The 15501-nt window shown below is 56.3% G+C and carries 17 protein-coding genes; 10 read left to right on the top strand and 7 right to left on the bottom strand.

Features of this window, described 5'->3' with window-relative positions:
• Positions 1 to 29 precede the first annotated feature (29 nt).
• Positions 30 to 1532 carry a S10 family peptidase gene (locus tag ACFSE1_RS08845; protein WP_377399465.1) on the top strand — a complete coding sequence of 501 codons (1503 nt, stop codon included), beginning with the start codon at positions 30 to 32 and terminating at the stop codon, positions 1530 to 1532.
• 2 nt (positions 1533 to 1534) lie between these two features.
• Here the strand turns inward: ACFSE1_RS08845 and pcaF are convergent, their stop codons facing one another.
• The 3 genes from pcaF to ACFSE1_RS08860 are packed head-to-tail and all read right to left on the bottom strand — an operon-like array spanning position 1535 to position 4146.
• Positions 1535 to 2740, bottom strand: a complete 1206-nt coding sequence (gene pcaF, locus ACFSE1_RS08850) for a 3-oxoadipyl-CoA thiolase (protein ID WP_377399469.1) — start codon at positions 2738 to 2740, stop codon at positions 1535 to 1537.
• Positions 2741 to 2752: 12 nt separating this feature from the next.
• Complete coding sequence (locus ACFSE1_RS08855) at positions 2753 to 3442, bottom strand: CoA transferase subunit B (RefSeq protein WP_377399473.1); 690 nt, start codon at positions 3440 to 3442, stop codon at positions 2753 to 2755.
• Entirely contained in the window at positions 3439 to 4146 is a 708-nt protein-coding gene (locus ACFSE1_RS08860; RefSeq protein WP_377399476.1) for a 3-oxoacid CoA-transferase subunit A, read from the bottom strand. Before ACFSE1_RS08860 ends, ACFSE1_RS08855 begins: the two co-directional genes overlap by 4 nt.
• A 132-nt stretch (positions 4147 to 4278) precedes the next feature.
• Here ACFSE1_RS08860 and ACFSE1_RS08865 point away from each other — a divergent pair, with 132 nt between their 5' ends.
• The 3 genes from ACFSE1_RS08865 (at position 4279) to ACFSE1_RS08875 (ending at position 7688) form a co-directional block, all read left to right on the top strand.
• The gene (locus ACFSE1_RS08865; RefSeq protein ID WP_377399479.1) at positions 4279 to 5034 is read left to right on the top strand and encodes an IclR family transcriptional regulator; all 756 of its coding nucleotides are present in this window, start codon (positions 4279 to 4281) and stop codon (positions 5032 to 5034) included.
• Between the two features lie 91 nt (positions 5035 to 5125).
• The gene (locus ACFSE1_RS08870; protein ID WP_377399482.1) at positions 5126 to 6484 is read left to right on the top strand and encodes an amidase; all 1359 of its coding nucleotides are present in this window, start codon (positions 5126 to 5128) and stop codon (positions 6482 to 6484) included.
• Between the two features lie 463 nt (positions 6485 to 6947).
• Positions 6948 to 7688 carry a response regulator gene (locus ACFSE1_RS08875; RefSeq protein ID WP_377399485.1) on the top strand — a complete coding sequence of 247 codons (741 nt, stop codon included), beginning with the start codon at positions 6948 to 6950 and terminating at the stop codon, positions 7686 to 7688.
• A 4-nt stretch (positions 7689 to 7692) separates the two neighbouring features.
• Here the strand turns inward: ACFSE1_RS08875 and ACFSE1_RS08880 are convergent, their stop codons facing one another.
• Positions 7693 to 8412 (bottom strand): helix-turn-helix domain-containing protein, encoded by a 720-nt coding sequence (locus ACFSE1_RS08880; protein ID WP_377399488.1) that lies wholly within the window; start codon positions 8410 to 8412, stop codon positions 7693 to 7695.
• A 322-nt stretch (positions 8413 to 8734) separates the two neighbouring features.
• On the opposite strand from ACFSE1_RS08880, the gene ACFSE1_RS08885 reads away from it, so the two are divergent.
• The 3 genes from ACFSE1_RS08885 to ACFSE1_RS08895 are packed head-to-tail and all read left to right on the top strand — an operon-like array spanning position 8735 to position 10501.
• Positions 8735 to 9706, top strand: coding sequence for a homoserine kinase (locus ACFSE1_RS08885; RefSeq protein ID WP_377399491.1), 972 nt, complete (start codon positions 8735 to 8737; stop codon positions 9704 to 9706).
• Entirely contained in the window at positions 9703 to 10143 is a 441-nt protein-coding gene (gene rnhA, locus ACFSE1_RS08890) for a ribonuclease HI (protein ID WP_377399494.1), read from the top strand. The genes ACFSE1_RS08885 and rnhA overlap by 4 nt, the downstream gene beginning before the upstream one ends.
• 46 nt (positions 10144 to 10189) lie before the next feature.
• A complete protein-coding gene (locus ACFSE1_RS08895) occupies positions 10190 to 10501 on the top strand; it encodes a Dabb family protein (RefSeq protein ID WP_377399497.1) in 312 nt (103 codons plus the stop codon).
• 84 nt (positions 10502 to 10585) lie between these two features.
• Here ACFSE1_RS08895 and ACFSE1_RS08900 read toward each other — a convergent pair whose 3' ends face one another.
• On the bottom strand, positions 10586 to 11071 hold the full coding sequence (locus ACFSE1_RS08900; RefSeq protein WP_377399500.1) for a peroxiredoxin: 486 nt from the start codon (positions 11069 to 11071) through the stop codon (positions 10586 to 10588).
• Between the two features lie 50 nt (positions 11072 to 11121).
• Complete coding sequence (locus tag ACFSE1_RS08905) at positions 11122 to 11889, bottom strand: protein-disulfide reductase DsbD domain-containing protein (protein WP_377399504.1); 768 nt, start codon at positions 11887 to 11889, stop codon at positions 11122 to 11124.
• Between the two features lie 234 nt (positions 11890 to 12123).
• On the opposite strand from ACFSE1_RS08905, the gene ACFSE1_RS08910 reads away from it, so the two are divergent.
• The 3 genes from ACFSE1_RS08910 to ACFSE1_RS08920 all read left to right on the top strand — a co-directional run bounded on the left by ACFSE1_RS08910 (position 12124) and on the right by ACFSE1_RS08920 (position 14276).
• Complete coding sequence (locus tag ACFSE1_RS08910; protein ID WP_377399507.1) at positions 12124 to 12729, top strand: YqgE/AlgH family protein; 606 nt, start codon at positions 12124 to 12126, stop codon at positions 12727 to 12729.
• A 202-nt stretch (positions 12730 to 12931) separates the two neighbouring features.
• Positions 12932 to 13123, top strand: coding sequence for a CsbD family protein (locus ACFSE1_RS08915; RefSeq protein ID WP_377399510.1), 192 nt, complete (start codon positions 12932 to 12934; stop codon positions 13121 to 13123).
• Positions 13124 to 13214: 91 nt separating this feature from the next.
• Positions 13215 to 14276, top strand: a complete 1062-nt coding sequence (locus tag ACFSE1_RS08920) for a zinc-binding metallopeptidase family protein (RefSeq protein WP_377399513.1) — start codon at positions 13215 to 13217, stop codon at positions 14274 to 14276.
• A gap of 12 nt (positions 14277 to 14288) precedes the next feature.
• Here ACFSE1_RS08920 and ACFSE1_RS08925 read toward each other — a convergent pair whose 3' ends face one another.
• Complete coding sequence (locus tag ACFSE1_RS08925; RefSeq protein WP_377399516.1) at positions 14289 to 15167, bottom strand: DUF1003 domain-containing protein; 879 nt, start codon at positions 15165 to 15167, stop codon at positions 14289 to 14291.
• Positions 15168 to 15501 lie beyond the last annotated feature (334 nt).

Below are 15501 nucleotides of genomic sequence, written 5' to 3' on the forward strand. Positions count from 1 at the left end.
CACCATGGACCGGATAACGGAAGGCTCTTATGCAGCGTCTATTCTTCTCTGCCTTGGCCGTTGCGCTTGTGGCGGCCGTGCCACTGCATGCGGAGCCTGCGCAAAAAGCGACGGCTGAAAAATCGTCATCCGTCGAAACCGGTCTTCTGGCGCTTCTGCCAGATGATTCGGTGACGGAGCACGTGCTGGCGGCCGGAGAAGGTTCGCTCGCCTATACGGCTACTGCCGGAACGGTTGCGCTGCGCGGGCAGGACGGGCAGGTGACGGCGAAAATTTTCTATACCGCTTATCGTGCCAAGGAGCGTTCACCTGATCGACCGGTTACCTTCGCTTTCAACGGTGGGCCGGGCGCTGCCTCTGCCTATCTGCATCTCGGTCTTGTGGGGCCGAAGATCCTGCCGTTTGCCGGATCAAACGAGGATGGAACGGAGCCAAAGCTCGAGGCAAACGCGGAAAGCTGGCTGAACTTTACCGATCTGGTGTTGATCGATCCGGTCGGAACCGGATGGAGCCGTGCCGTCAATGACGAGGCTGCTTCACGCTTTTATGGCGTGCGACAGGATGCTGAGGCACTGGCGAAGGCGATTTCTCTGTACGTGCTGGACAACCAGCTTCTGGATGCACCCAAATATCTTCTGGGTGAAAGCTATGGTGGCTTTCGCGCCGCCAAGGTAGCGCTGGCCCTGAAAAACAACCAGGCAATGCTGCCGAAGGGAATTGTCATGGTCTCGCCCCTGATGGAGGGGCGCTTCGTCTTCAATTCGGATGATGATCCGCTCGCCGCCTCATTGCAGTTCCCATCTCTTGTGGCCGCGCATCTGGAGCGCGGCGGCAGATTTGCGAATGAGACGCTAACCGCTGCCGAAACCTTCGCGGTTCGTGAATTGCTTCCGGTGCTTGTCGATCCTTTGCCTGAAGGGCACAAGGCTGATGGGTTCTACAACAGGCTCAGCGAAATGACTGGTGTCGGTGTCGAAACCATTCGCCAAACGCGCGGTTTTGTGGGATCGGTCTATGCCAAAAAGGCCGCCGGGCCAGGACGCATTGTCAGCCCCTATGATGCAGGGGTGACGGTGACGGATGCCTATCCGGAAGCCAGCTATAGCCGTAATGACGATCCGATCCTCGAAGGCTATACGCGTGCCTATGGTGGAGCTTTTGCCAGTTACGCGCGCCAGGAGCTCGGCTTCAAGACAGAGATGACATATGTCTTGCTGAACGAAGACGTAAACCGGAAATGGGAATGGAACGGTAATCGCGGCAGTGACGGACGCTTGTCTGCGAGTATTTCAACCGATCTGCGAGATCTGCTTTCCACCATTCCCTCGTTTCGGCTCATGGTGGCGCATGGTTATAGCGATATCCTAACGCCCTACGGGGCCAGCCGTTATGTACTGAACCATCTGCCTTCCACGCTTGCTCATGGCAGGACCGCGCTCAAGCTCTATCGTGGCGGGCATATGTTCTACACCCGCGACGATGAGCGTAAGGCAATGTATCAGGACGCAGAAGCCTTCTACAGAGCGCGATAGGATCAGACCCTTTCCAGCACCACCGAAATGCCTTGGCCGACGCCGATGCACATGGTGGAGAGGGAGTAGCGTCCGCCGATTTTCTGCAGTTCCAATGCAGCCGTTCCGGTAATGCGGGCGCCGGACATACCAAGCGGATGACCGAGTGCAATGGCCCCGCCATTGCGGTTCACCCGTGGATCGTCGTCGGCAATGCCGAGATCCCGAAGTGTCGCCAGACCTTGCGACGCGAAGGCCTCGTTCAGCTCGATTACATCCATCTGCTGCTGGGTCAGGCCCAGCCGGTTCAGAAGCTTGTGCGATGCAGGCGCTGGACCAAAACCCATGATGCGCGGTGCAACGCCTGCAGTGGCACCACCGACAATGCGCGCAATCGGGGTCAGGCCATGCTTCTTTGCGGCTGCTTGCGATGCGATGATGAGTGCGGCTGCGCCATCATTCACGCCAGAGGCGTTGCCTGCGGTGACTGTTCCGCCTTCCTTCTTGAAGGGCGTCGGCAGCTTGGCCAGTGCTTCAAGTGTGGTCGCACGTGGATGCTCATCCTTCGATACGACTACCGGGTCGCCCTTGCGCTGAGGAATGGTGACGGGCTCGATTTCCAGATCCAGGCGCCCGTTGCTTTGCGCTTCCGCTGCCTTGTTCTGGCTGCGAAGCGCAAATGCATCCTGATCCTCACGGCTGATGTTGAAATCGGCGGCGACATTTTCGCCGGTTTCCGGCATGGAATCGACGCCGTACTGCTTTTTCATCAGTGGATTGATGAAGCGCCAGCCGATGGTGGTATCGTGGATTTCGGCGCTGCGAGAAAAGGCGGTCTCTGCCTTCGGCATGACAAAGGGCGCGCGGCTCATGCTTTCTACGCCGCCTGCAATCATCAATTCAGCTTCGCCGGATTTGATGGCGCGGGCCGCCGTGATGACGGCATCCATACCGGAACCGCACAGACGGTTTATAGTTGTGCCTGTCACGCTGACCGGCAGCCCGGCCAGCAGGAGGGACATGCGCGCAACGTTGCGGTTATCTTCCCCGGCTTGATTGGCGCAGCCAAAGATCACATCGTCAACGGCATCCCAATCGACGCCGCGATTGCGACGCATTAGCGCCTTGAGCGGAATAGCACCCAGATCATCGGCGCGAACGCTCGACAGGGCGCCACCGAAACGGCCAATGGGTGTGCGAATGTAGTCGCAAATGAATGCATCGGTCATTTGGCTTTTCCTTTAAAGCTTCGGCACGGCAAGAACTGCCACTTCGCCTTCCGTGTGGAGCGGCGCACCGGTCATGGCCTGAAGTTCCTCAAGGCTCATGTCAGGCAGCATCTCACGCACCACGAAGCGCTGATCCTTGATGTCGATGACGGCATGGCTTGTGTAGACTCGCGTGATGCAGCCAACGCCGGTCAGGGGGAAGGTGCAGGCGTCTACCAGTTTCGGCTTACCGTCTTTCGTGACATGTTCGGTGATGACGAAGACCTGCTTTGCACCGTGGACCAGATCCATGGCGCCGCCAACGGCAGGCACGCCTTTCGAGCCGACGCGCCAGTTGGCAAGGTCCCCGTTCTGGGCAACCTGATAAGCGCCCAGAATGGCGACATCCAGATGTCCGCCGCGCACCATGGCAAAGCTATCGGCGTGGTGGAAGAAGGCCGCTCCGGGCTTCAGCGTTACCGCCTTTTTTCCAGCATTGATGAGATCCCAATCCTCTTCGCCCTCAGCCGGGGCCTCACCGAAGTTCAGAATACCGTTCTCCGTGTGGAAAATTGCCTGTTTGCCTGGAGGCTGGAAGCGCGCAACCATCTCTGGAAAGCCGATGCCAAGGTTCACATAGGCACCGTCTTCAATATCCTGTGCTGCTCGCCAGGCGATCTGGGCATTGGAAAGCTTGATGTCTTCGCGGGTGTTGATTGTCATGCGTAGACCGCTCCGGCTCGAATGAGCTCTTCTTCCTGCTGCGGATTGCTGATTTCGACGACACGGTTGACAAAGATGCCAGGTGTCACGACCTGCTCCGGATCAATTTCACCGGCTGGAACGATGCGGGAAACCTGCGCAATGGTGGTTTTGGCGGCCATGCACATCAGCGGATTGAAATTGCGCCCGGCCTTGTTGTAGGTCAGGTTTCCGTAGGTGTCGCCCAGGTGGCCTTTCACGATAGCGAAATCCGCCTTCAGCCAACGTTCCTGCACATAGTGACGGCCATCGAATTCGGCGATGACCTTGCCATTGGCCAATTCGGTGCCGTAACCCGTCGGGGTATAGAATGCCGGGATGCCAGCCCCACCTGCGCGGATCCGTTCGGCCAATGTGCCCTGTGGCACAAGCTCCAGTTCGATCTCTCCGGCCAGGTAACGATCCGTAAAGGCGCGCGGATCGGAGGATCGAGGGAAGGAGCAAATCATTTTGCGAACCATGCCCGCATCGATCATTGCGGCAATGCCGATACGGCCATTGCCAGCATTGTTGTTGATGACTGTCAGATTCTTGGGGCCGTGGTCGATCAATGCGTGAATGAGCTCAATAGGCGCGCCGGAACCGCCAAAGCCGCCAATCATGACAGTGGCGCCGTCTGAAATTGCGGAGACGGCCTCCGCCGCGCTCCCGATGGTCTTGTCCATCTCCAGTCTCTCCCGATGACATTCGATGTCCCACTAAGCGCCGGATGAACAAGGGCGTCAATGGAAGCTGTGCGTTATTTGACATTTGTTCGATTATCGCACAAAATCGAGCTGAAACGGGAGCGATGTCCAATGGCAGATACGGATTTCATGGGCGGATTTGCAAAGGGGCTCAGCGTTATCGAGGCATTTGGCGAAGCGCAGCCTCGCCTGTCGATTGCCGAGGTCTCGAAGCTTGCGGGACTTGATCGGGCGACCGCACGACGATGCCTGCTGACCCTCGCGACACTTGGCTATGCCGATTACGATGGAAAGTTCTTTTCACTCACGCCGAAGATCCTGCGCCTCGGTCACGCCTATCTTTCCGCAACTCCACTGCCGCAGATCGTCCAGCCCCTGCTTGATCGGCTGTCGGAAGATGTTGGCCAAAGCGCGTCCGTCAGCGTTCTGGATGGGCAGGAGATCGTCTATGTGGCCCGCGCTTCGCAGCGCCGTGTCATGTCCATCAACTTGATGCCGGGAAGTCGATTGCCTGCCTATTGCGCCTCCATGGGGCGGGTTTTGTTGGCAGCGCTGCCGGAGGAGGAAGCCCGTCGACGAATCGAGACAAGTCCGCGCGAGCAAGCAACGCCGAAAACCATGGTCGACATCACTGAACTGATGGACGAAATCGGACGCGTTCGCACCCAAGGCTATGCCGTCATTGATCAGGAGCTGGAGCTAGGTCTCTGCTCCATCGCCGTTCCCCTTCTGGATGCGCGGGGGCGAACGGTTGCGGCATTGAATATCGGAGCGCCCGCCGCGCAGATAAGCGCAAATGATCTGGCAGTGCGTTTTCTGCCACCGCTGCAAGCGGTTGCCCAGCAGCTGCGGCCTTTGTTGCGGTGAGAGCCCTCTGACTTCCCAAGGCTTGCATGTGGCGAAGAAAATCACCAACATGGCGCGGCAATGATTTTCCCACCTGGTGCAGAGTTCCTCCATGCGTTGTTTTCCAAGCGTTGCAGAAGCCGCTGGCCTTCTGGACAGCGGTGCAGTTTCTTCCCTCACGCTGACACAAGCGGCCATCGCGTGCATGGACGATCCACGGGGCGAGGGTCAGCGCGTCATGGTTCGCCGCAATGATGAGAGGGCGCTGAAGCTTGCCGAAGCTTCCGATCTCGTTCGGCAGGCAGGGCAAAAGCGTTCACCGCTGGAGGGGCTAACAGTATCCATCAAGGATCTGTTCGATCTGAAAGGGGAAACCACGCTTGCGGGAAGCATCGCCTTGAAAGGACGGCCTCCCGCCTTGCAAAATGCGGTCGTTGTCCAGCGGCTTCTGGCTGCGGGTGCGGTGATCACCGGCACGACGACCATGAGTGAGTTTGCCTTTTCCGGCATCGGGATCAATCCGCACTACGGCACTCCGCTCAATCCTTATGATCGCGCAACCGGTCGCGTTCCAGGCGGCTCTTCATCCGGCGCGGCGGTGTCCGTTACGGATGGAATGGCCGTAGCGGCAATCGGGACCGATACCGGTGGCTCCATCCGCATACCTGCGGCTCTTTGCGGTTTGACTGGGTTCAAGCCCACCGCGCGGCGTGTCAGTGCCGAAGGCGTGGTGCCCCTTTCGACTTCGCTGGATTCGATCGGACCGCTGGCGGCAACCGTCAAGTGCTGTGCCATCCTCGACAGTATCATTTCCGGTGCTGGGGGCAGGATACCATTGCCAAGATCGGTCAATGGCCTTCGGCTGGCCGTGCCGCAAACTGTGGTGCTGGACGGCATGGATGCAATTGTTTCGGGCGCCTTCGGCCGCGCTCTTTCCAAGCTCGCTGAGGCTGGTGCTGTTATTCGCGAGATTGCGCTGGACGAGTTTTCCGAGCTTGCAGAGATTTATGCGCGTGGCAACATGGTTGCGGCGGAAGCTTTCGCCTGGCACCGCGATCTGGTTGCCGAGAAAGGCGCAGAATATGATCCGCGCGTCAGGGCCAGGATCGAGAAAGGCGGTCATTTATCTGCTGCCGATTACATCAGGACGCTTCAAACCCGCACTGTCTGGAAGCAGCGGGTGTTGAAAGAGGTTTGCGGATTCGATGCGCTGATCATGCCGACTGTGCCTGTCATCGCACCTGAGTTACAGCCGCTGCTGCAGGATGATGCAGAATTCTTCAAGACCAATGGCCTCCTCCTTCGCAATCCGACCATGATCAATTTTCTGGATGGCTGTGCGCTCTCGATTCCCGTGCAGGCAGAGGATGAAGCTCCCGTCGGCTTGATGATTGCAGGTACGGAGATGCAGGACGAGGCTATTCTCTCCATTGGCCTTGGCATTGAGCAGGTGCTTGCCGCTCACCGGTAATCGGACGCCTTTTCTGGCAATCCCGAGCGCATGACCGCGGCAATCGCTGCTGGTCAGCGTGCCATTTTCAAACTGTTCAACGAAAGTCCTCACCCTGGAAGTCACCGGGGCTTTCTCCAGTTGTGGAGGGATTTTCATGTAAAGGCGACCGACAATATTGGGCAAACCGCCGGTGTTTCAAGCACCTCGCGCCTTCAGCGTAATTGACGATTATCAACGATGCTTGGGGCAGGGAACAACTCCTGCTTTTACTAATTGTATATTAAAATATGACAACATATCATATATATGTGCATGTCGTTGTCAGCGGGAGGTATACGGATTGCTGTACCAGAAGGTGCGAGAATAATGATATGCTATCCTAGGGTTGATTGCTTCATGGTGCAAAGACGGCGGAAAACTGAAGGACTGGCTTCTACTTCACCCCGTTCCCCATCATGGTATGTGACTGAGGTTCTCTCGCATGGTGTTTAAGGCGGAGAGCGCTGGAAAGATCCTGATTGTGGATGATGATCCGGGCGTCCGGCAGGCCCTGAAAGCGTGCTTTCAGGATGAAGGATATGAGGCATTCGCAGCGGCCGATGGCGTTCAAATGCGCGCCTTGATGCTGACCAACGTCTTTGACATCATCCTTCTCGATCTCACCTTTCCGGGCAAGGACGATGGAATCGATCTGGCGCGCGAAATCCGCAGCAGGTCGAATATACCGATCATCATCGTTTCGGCGCGCAGCCAGTTGATGGATCGTGTTCTGGGTCTGGAGATCGGGGCGGATGACTACATCACCAAACCGTTTCACCTGAGGGAGATTCACTCTCGCGTCAGAGCCGTGTTGAAGCGCACGCGGCCTCAGCATGTCTTCAATGAAGAGCATGTCTACCATTTCGACAATCTGACGCTGGATACCTTTACCAGAAGAGTGATCATGGATGAGAAGGATGAGGTTGCCTTGACGACCGGCGAATTCGACATGCTCCTGACACTCTTGACGCATCCCAACAGGGTTCTCAGCCGAGATTTCCTGATGGGGGAAACCCGCGCGCGGCATCTCGGCAATATGGACAGGAGCATTGATGCACAAATTGCCCGCCTGCGCCGCAAGATCGAGCCTGATCCGCATAGACCCCGCATCATCATATCGGTGCGCGGCGTCGGTTATTCGCTCGCGGTACCGGTGTCGAAAGCACCGCGAGCGTCTTCATAGGGCATCAGTGATGCTGTATCTCATCTGTTTCCTCAGCAGAGAGATGCTCGATCAGAGAAAGTTGCGCGATCAGCATTGTCTTGCGACCGCGAGATCGATCAAAACGCAGGGCGCCCCGTTGTGAGAGTTTCGTAAACGTGCGCGAGATCGTTTCGATCGTGAGGCCTAGATGGTCGGCAATATCGCGGCGGCACATGGGCAATTCGACTCGAACGCACCTGCCTTGAGCCAGATGGTTTCGGCGGATGAAGTTTATCAGAAAGGAGCATATCCGCTCTTCAGCCGTCTTGCATGACAGCAGCAGCATGTGATCCTGGCTGGCCGCCACTTCACTCGCAAGAAGCTCGATAAATTGTGACTTCAGGTTCGAGTTGCTGTCCACCGATGCCTCGATGTTTCTTCTTCTTATGCGCGCAATTCTGCAGGGTGATGCGGCCTCGACGCTGGTCAGTTGAGAAGCCGGCGGGCAAAGGTCTAGCACATCGCCCTTGTAGAAGAACCTGCAGACGGCTCTGCGACCATCCGATAGCATCCGAACACTCCTGAGAGCACCATCCAGTACAAGTACGACCTGGTCAAGTTCGGTTCCCTCCGCAAAGACGGGTTGATCAACCCTCAGCTGTTCAATCGGTCGGCCCTCAAACAACCTTGCAAGGCTTCTTGTCTTTCCAAGTGCGGCAATGTTTCTGTTTTCGGTGCTGAATGCGCGGGTAATTCCATCCATCTTCACTTCCTCCATGGACGATGGATTAAAACCTGAACGGGTAACTTAGAGATGCCATCTTCGTGACAATGCGTGAAAATATATGACATATAGTCATATTTTGCCTTGGCGATTTTGCTCAGGCGAAACGAGCTGGCGGTTTCACAAGGGTGGAGTTGGTCACCGTCATGTGGGCGATCAACAAAAGATCCGGGATGATGTCTCTGTTCGAGCCCCTGTGGGCAAGGTGGCGCACACTTTTGCACGACATGCTCTAGCCAATTCCGCCAGTTGCTGTGTATCAACACCGAGCACATGCATCACTTAAAGCGGGACTTCATCATTGGCCGTCTATACGGATATCACCGAGATCGATCTTCGCCGATTCTTGAGCGAATATGACGCTGGCGAACTAACTTCCTACAAGGGAATCGCCGAAGGCGTGGAAAATTCGAATTTTCTGCTGCACACCACCCGGGAGCCATTGATTCTGACGCTTTACGAGAAGCGTGTCGATGCGAGGGATTTGCCGTTTTTCCTTGGGCTCATGCAGCATCTTGCCCGAAAGGGCCTGAATTGCCCGCTGCCGTTGCCACGGCACGATGGAAGAATCTGTGGCGAACTGTCCGGAAGACCAGCGGCGCTTATCTCCTTCCTGGAGGGGATGTGGCTACGCAAACCGGAGGCGCATCACTGCCATGAAGTTGGCGTGGCTTTGGCGCAATTGCATCTGGCTGCCTCCGATTTTGAAATCCAGCGTGCAAATGCCCTTTCTGTTAACGGCTGGGTGGAGCTTTGGGCCAAGGCATCTGATCGTGCGGATGAAGTGCAAGCCGGCCTGACGGCTGAAATTACGCAGGAACTCGACTATCTGGTGGCACATTGGCCAGAGGAATTGCCGCGCGGTGTCATTCATGCAGATTTGTTTCAGGACAATGTCTTCTTCCTGTCGGACCGGTTGTCCGGCTTGATCGATTTCTATTTCGCCTGCAACGATCTGCTGGCTTACGATGTGGCGATCTGCCTGAACGCATGGTGCTTCCAGCCTGACGGCGCATTCAACTTTGCCAAGGGTGCTGCCCTGCTCGCGGGCTATCAGTCGGTTCGCGCATTGTCCGATGCCGAAGTGGAGGCTTTGCCGACGCTTTGCAGAGGTTCCGCACTCCGGTTTTTCCTGACGCGCCTGTATGATTGGTTGACGACCCCCGAGGGGGCTTTGGTGGTCAAGAAAGATCCGCTCGAATACCTTCGAAAGTCGCGGTTCCACCGCGCAGTCCGGTTTGCATCGGAATATGGGCTGGAGAAACGCCCATGAAGCATGTGGAAATTTTCACCGATGGCGCCTGTTCCGGCAATCCGGGGCCTGGCGGCTGGGGTGCGATTCTTCGTTACGGCGAGGTGGAAAAGGAATTGTATGGTGGTGAAGCGGAAACCACCAACAATCGCATGGAACTACTGGCGGCAATCACCGCCTTGAATGCGCTGAAGACTGCCTGCGAAGTCGACCTGCATACAGACAGCAAATATGTGATGGACGGAATTTCCAAGTGGATTTTCGGTTGGAAGAAGAATGGCTGGAAGACTGCAGACAAGAAGCCCGTGAAAAACGGAGAGTTGTGGCAGCAGCTTGATGCCGCGAACGCGCGTCACAAGGTGAAATGGCATTGGGTTAAGGGCCATGCGGGGCATCCGGAAAATGAACGCGCCGATGAATTGGCGCGACTGGGAATGGAGCCTTTCAAACGCCGGTAAGCGAGGGTGAAACACAGCCGTAAAATGGCTCTATGGGAGGATCTTCATGATTTTGCATTGCGTGTTCATGCGGTTCAAGTCGTCATTGACGGCTGACGAGAAGAATTCGATCTTCGCCAGCCTTCACGAATTGCAGCATAAAATCCCAGGGATTCTCGAGGTTCAACACGGCGCCAACATGTCGCCGGAAGGTTTGAGTGGAGGCTTCCGCGACGGGTTCACCGTGATGTTTCAGGATGCGGCTGCAAGAGACAATTACCTTGTTCATCCAGATCATGTGGCCGTGGGTGATCGTATTGTCTCTGCCTGCGACGGGGGACTTGCGGGGCTCATGGTTTTCGATTTCGATCGAACCTAGAACACGTCCTTGGGGGCGAGGACAATCGGTACAAGAAAGCGGCCATTGGGCCGCTTTCAAAGATCTGCTTGGCCAGAGAAGCGATCAGAGCTTTTCCAGCATGGCGGCAGCACCGGAAATTGTTGCCTGGCCTGGGCTCTCCTCGATATTCAGGGACGTCACCACGCCGTCTTCCACAAGCATGGAATACCGCTTGGAGCGGATGCCGAGCCCGGCGCCAGACATATCCATCTCCAGACCGATTGACTTGGTGAAGGCTGCATCCCAATCCGACAGGAAGTGAATTTTGCCGAAGCCGCCAGTCTTTTCGGCCCAGGCACCCATGACGAACCAGTCATTCACAGATACGACGGCTATTTCATCAACGCCGCGCTCCAGAAGGGCATCGCGGTTTTCGAGGTAGCCTGGCAGGTGATTGAGAGAACACGTTGGGGTGAAAGCACCCGGAACGGCAAACAGAACCACCTTCTTGCCTTTGAAAAGCTCATCCGTCGTGATTTCGACAGGACCATCGGCGGTCTTTTCCTTGAATGTTGCCTGGGGTAGTTTTTCACCAACATTAATGGCCATATTTATTCCTTTGCGATCGCACTCGAAGATGCCCGTACTATAGTGGCGACCTACTTGATAGCAAGCGAGCTTTCCATCGCCCGCTCGCCCAGAATGACCAAGACGCTCCAGTTGGAGGTGCCGGCCTTCTCTTTGTCCTTAAGCCCCTCCAGGCTTACAGCGAACCTCTTGGTGTCTCCCTCCTGACTTGGCGCCGAATGATCGAGAAACACGTGGCCTTCTGGCGCCACGACAATGATTTTGGGCTCGGCCTGATGGTCGGGCAGGTCCAGCCGCAGATCGAGTGTTGCGCCGGCGCTGTCGATTTGCGCGCTCCTGACAGAAAATTCAGGCGAAGGCGGCTCGGGAAGGCGCCGCATCGCCTCATCCAGTATGAGGTTTTCCTCCAGGGGCAATCTGGAAGCCCGAAGGTTGAGCTGGAAATCGGCTTGAAACGGAATGCAGATATTCCGACACAGGCCTATGAATGCGGATGTCGTGAGTGAGGAAGGAAGCGGCGTGCCTCCCGCCTTGACCGTGAACGGCAACGCAACCGGATGATCGTAACCCAGATCGCGCACATCCCCATCGACGAACTCTTTAGGTGCTGGAAAATGCATGGCGGCGAGCGTAACGCCGCTCTCAGGCGGAAATGTAATCTGCGGTGGGATGCCTGCTTCTCCTGGCTCGCGCCAATAGGTGATCCAGCCATTTTCAGGCTCGATCTGAAGGGCCCCGCGTATCGTGCCGTCCGGTTCGGGCGGCAAAGTGATGATACGCATCCTCCCGCCTTCATTGTGTGCCCACGGCGTTATCTCAGCATGCGCAGCACCCGCCATGGCCAGCAGCAGAGGAAACAGCAATGGCAGACAGGCGCGGAACGGAGATGAGAGCATGACAGATGAAACCATGCGCAAGGTTTAATCGAGCTTTCGGGTGGCCGCCAGTCACGTAAGGATCAAACTTATCATTTTCGGTTGATTGATGGTGCGGCGTGCCCCATCTTGATTTGAAGGGCCCTCGGAACGGGTCCACCCGCCCAAGGGCCGGTTTCACCGCATGCTGGAGGGAAAATGGCGTTCTCAGCGATCATGGACAAGAAAGAGCGAGGCTTTCTCGACGGGCAGTTCCTTATTGCGATGCCGAACCTCAAGGACGGGAATTTTGTACGGTCGGTGGTATATATCTGCGCCCACTCTCCGGCTGGCGCTATGGGGTTCATTATCAATCGCGCCCAACCCGTGTCGTTCACCGAATTGCTTTTGCATCTGAAGATGGTCGATCAATCGGAGGCGATCATGCTTCCGGGGGCCACGCGCGACTTTCCGATTCTCAGTGGCGGTCCGGTGGAAACCGGACGCGGCTTCGTGCTTCACTCGGACGATTATTCCAGCGAAAGCAGCATTCCGGTCAGTGACGACATCTCGCTGACCGCGACACTGGATATTGTTCGTGCGATCTATGATGGGCGTGGACCGAGACGGGCCACCATGATGCTCGGCTATGCGGGATGGGGCGCGGGCCAGCTTGAGGCGGAAATAGGCGCAAATGCCTGGTTGAACTGCCCAGCCAGCGAAGAACTGATCTTCGACAGGTCTCTCGATGCCAAATATGATCGGGCGCTTGCTCTTCTGGGGGTGAGGCCGGAAATGCTCTCCACGGACGCAGGCCATGCCTGATCCTGGTTGAAACAGGCCCACCACCTGTGCGTCCACGGCAGACCAATGCCTGGACAAGAGATAGAGCATTGCGGCTATCCCCGGTTTGCCGGTAATCGCTGCAGGGTGAAGAGACGCCGCCGGAACCATTCTACCCTGTGTACGTTATCCTACCGAAGCCTCGAATGTTCTAAAATTCGGGGTCAACCAAGGAGAAAACACCATGGGTAGCATGAGCGACAAAGTTTCCGGCAAGGCCAACGAAATGGCTGGTAAAACGAAGCAGGCTGTCGGCGATATGACTGATAACCGCTCCATGGAAGCCAAAGGTGCAGCACAGGAAGCCAAGGGCAAGGGCCAGTATGCCAAGGGCGAAGTGAAGGATGCCGCGAAGAATATTGTTGATCGCGCCTGACATCCTTTCGAATGCGAAACTGAGAGCCTGCTTCGGCGTTATCCGGGGCAGGCTTTATTCATGATCGATAGCGTCTCGTCCGGGGATTAAAATGCGTCTCTTCGAATGCGATCAGTGCGGGCAATCCATCCATTTCGATAATCGCGTCTGTGTGAATTGCGGCCATCGGCTTGCTTTTATCCCTGAGAGGCTTGCAATCCATGCTCTTGCGGAGGAGGAGGGCGGAGTCTGGCATCCCGTCGCGCGCCCGGAGCATCGGGTAAGGCTCTGTGCCAATGAGGCTGGCGATATTTGCAATTGGACGGTGCCTGCCGAGGGAACCGAGATTTACTGCCTTGCCTGTCGGCACAATCGGTTGGTGCCCGATGCCTCCACCGAGGACGGGCTCCAGCAATGGCGACTTATCAGCCAAGCACAGCGCCACCTGTTCTATTCATTCCTGAAATGGGAATTACCCTTGGCAACCCGGGATGAGGATCCTGAGGGGGGACTCGTTTTCGATTTTCTCGTCGATGAAGTTCAGCCGAATGGATCTGTTGTAGCACCGATGACAGGACATGAGGCGGGCTTGATTGCCATCCGGGCTGCGGAGGCAAACGACGCAACCCGCGAGCAGGTGCGCGTTGCGATGAACGAACCTTACCGCACAGTGCTCGGACACTTCCGCCACGAAACAGGTCATTACATATGGGATAAGCTGATCCGTGATCAGAACCGTTTAAGCCCGTTCAGGCTTGCCTTTGGCGATGAACGGCAGGATTACGCCGAAGCACTGCGCCAAAATTACGAGCAGGGTCCGCCGCCAAATTGGCAGGATAATTTTATAAGTGCCTATGCCAGCAGCCACCCGTGGGAAGACTTCGCAGAGTGCTTCGCTCACTATCTCCACATTGTTGATACGCTGGAGACCGCCAGGGCCTTCGGCATGACTATTGAACCCAGGGGCCACGAAGATCTGGCCTCCCAAGTGGCATTTGATCCCTATCGTGCGCGCGATGCAGCTCAACTTGTCGATGCTTGGGTGCCCTTCAGTGTTGCCCTGAATAGCATCCACAGGTCCATGGGCGTGCCGGATCTATACCCCTTCCTTCTCACGCCCACGGTGGTGGCAAAACTGGAGTTCATTCACGGCTTGGTGCATGGCGAGCATTGAGACGGGCGGTGCTTAGGCCTCATCTGCTGTGGAAGCTGCCGCAGGCTGCTTCGGCTTACCCTTCTCCATCGGTTTCGGCTTTCGTGCGGCCTTCAGGGCGCGTTCTGTCTTCTTGGCCTGATCCCGCATCATTTCGATCTGGATTTGCTGAATTTCCGTCAGGCGCTCCCATTGACGATTAAGCAGGTGATCGACCTTCTCATGCAAGTGGCGGATTTCGAGTTCCGCCTTCAGGTTCACCTTGTAATCATTGAGTGCACGAAGGCGATCTTTCTGTTCTTGACGGCGCTGGCTCATCATAATGACTGGAGCCTGCAAGGCGGCGATGGTGGAAAGCACCAAGTTTAGCAGGATGAAGGGATAGGCGTCGAAGGCCTCCTGCGCACCGAGAATGAGGTTGATTCCCATCCAGACCGCCAGAAATGCACAGAATGAGATGATGAAGGTCCAGCTTCCTCCGAAGGTGGCGACTGCATCTGCGACGCGATCACCCAGAGAGCGCTTTTCCTCGTAATCGTCTTCGATGTTCTCCGCCAGGGTATCGTGTGATTCCAGGCTTTCGATAACTTCGTTTTCCAGCACCGAGAGTTCGCCCCGTTCTTCCCGAAGAAGTTCCGAGATGAAGCGGCTGCGATATTTCTCGATCAGCTTGCGGCTCAGATAGCCCTGTTGAGGAATATCCGGATGGAACTGTCTCATGAAGTCGACCAGCGCCGGGCGCATGTTCTCGATATTCACTGCGTCACGCCGTTTCAGTTGCTGGCCGGTCACCGCGTCCCGGATCAACTTGTTCTTAATTCGCAGAGCACCTGTTGTCGGATCGCTTTCCATGATGGAAGCATTGGGCAATTCATCGTCGCAGACAGCGGCGGAGACATGCGTTTCGGCCATGGGCGTGCCTCTTTGGGAGAGATTTTTCGGCGGGCGGGAGAAGAAACTTGGGTGAGGGGTGGATCATCTGGTTGCAGTGTTGTGGCCATCCCGATGATACACAACGCGAAAAAGCGAGCGGCAATACCGAAGTATTGGCAAGGCTTTTCGACGACGTAGATCGTAGAATGTGACCACATTCGAAGAACGCAAAACCGCTGGCGCAACTTTGCTGTACACGCTGTTGTGCTCATGCCCAAACGTGGCGGAATTGTGAACGAAATACTGTGTGACACGAAAGGATATTCGCTCCGCAATGTATTTCTTTTGACCAAGGTGAAGTTAGACTAGCTGT

This window comes from Affinirhizobium helianthi, assembly GCF_042680945.1.
Lineage (GTDB): Bacteria > Pseudomonadota > Alphaproteobacteria > Rhizobiales > Rhizobiaceae > Neorhizobium > Neorhizobium helianthi.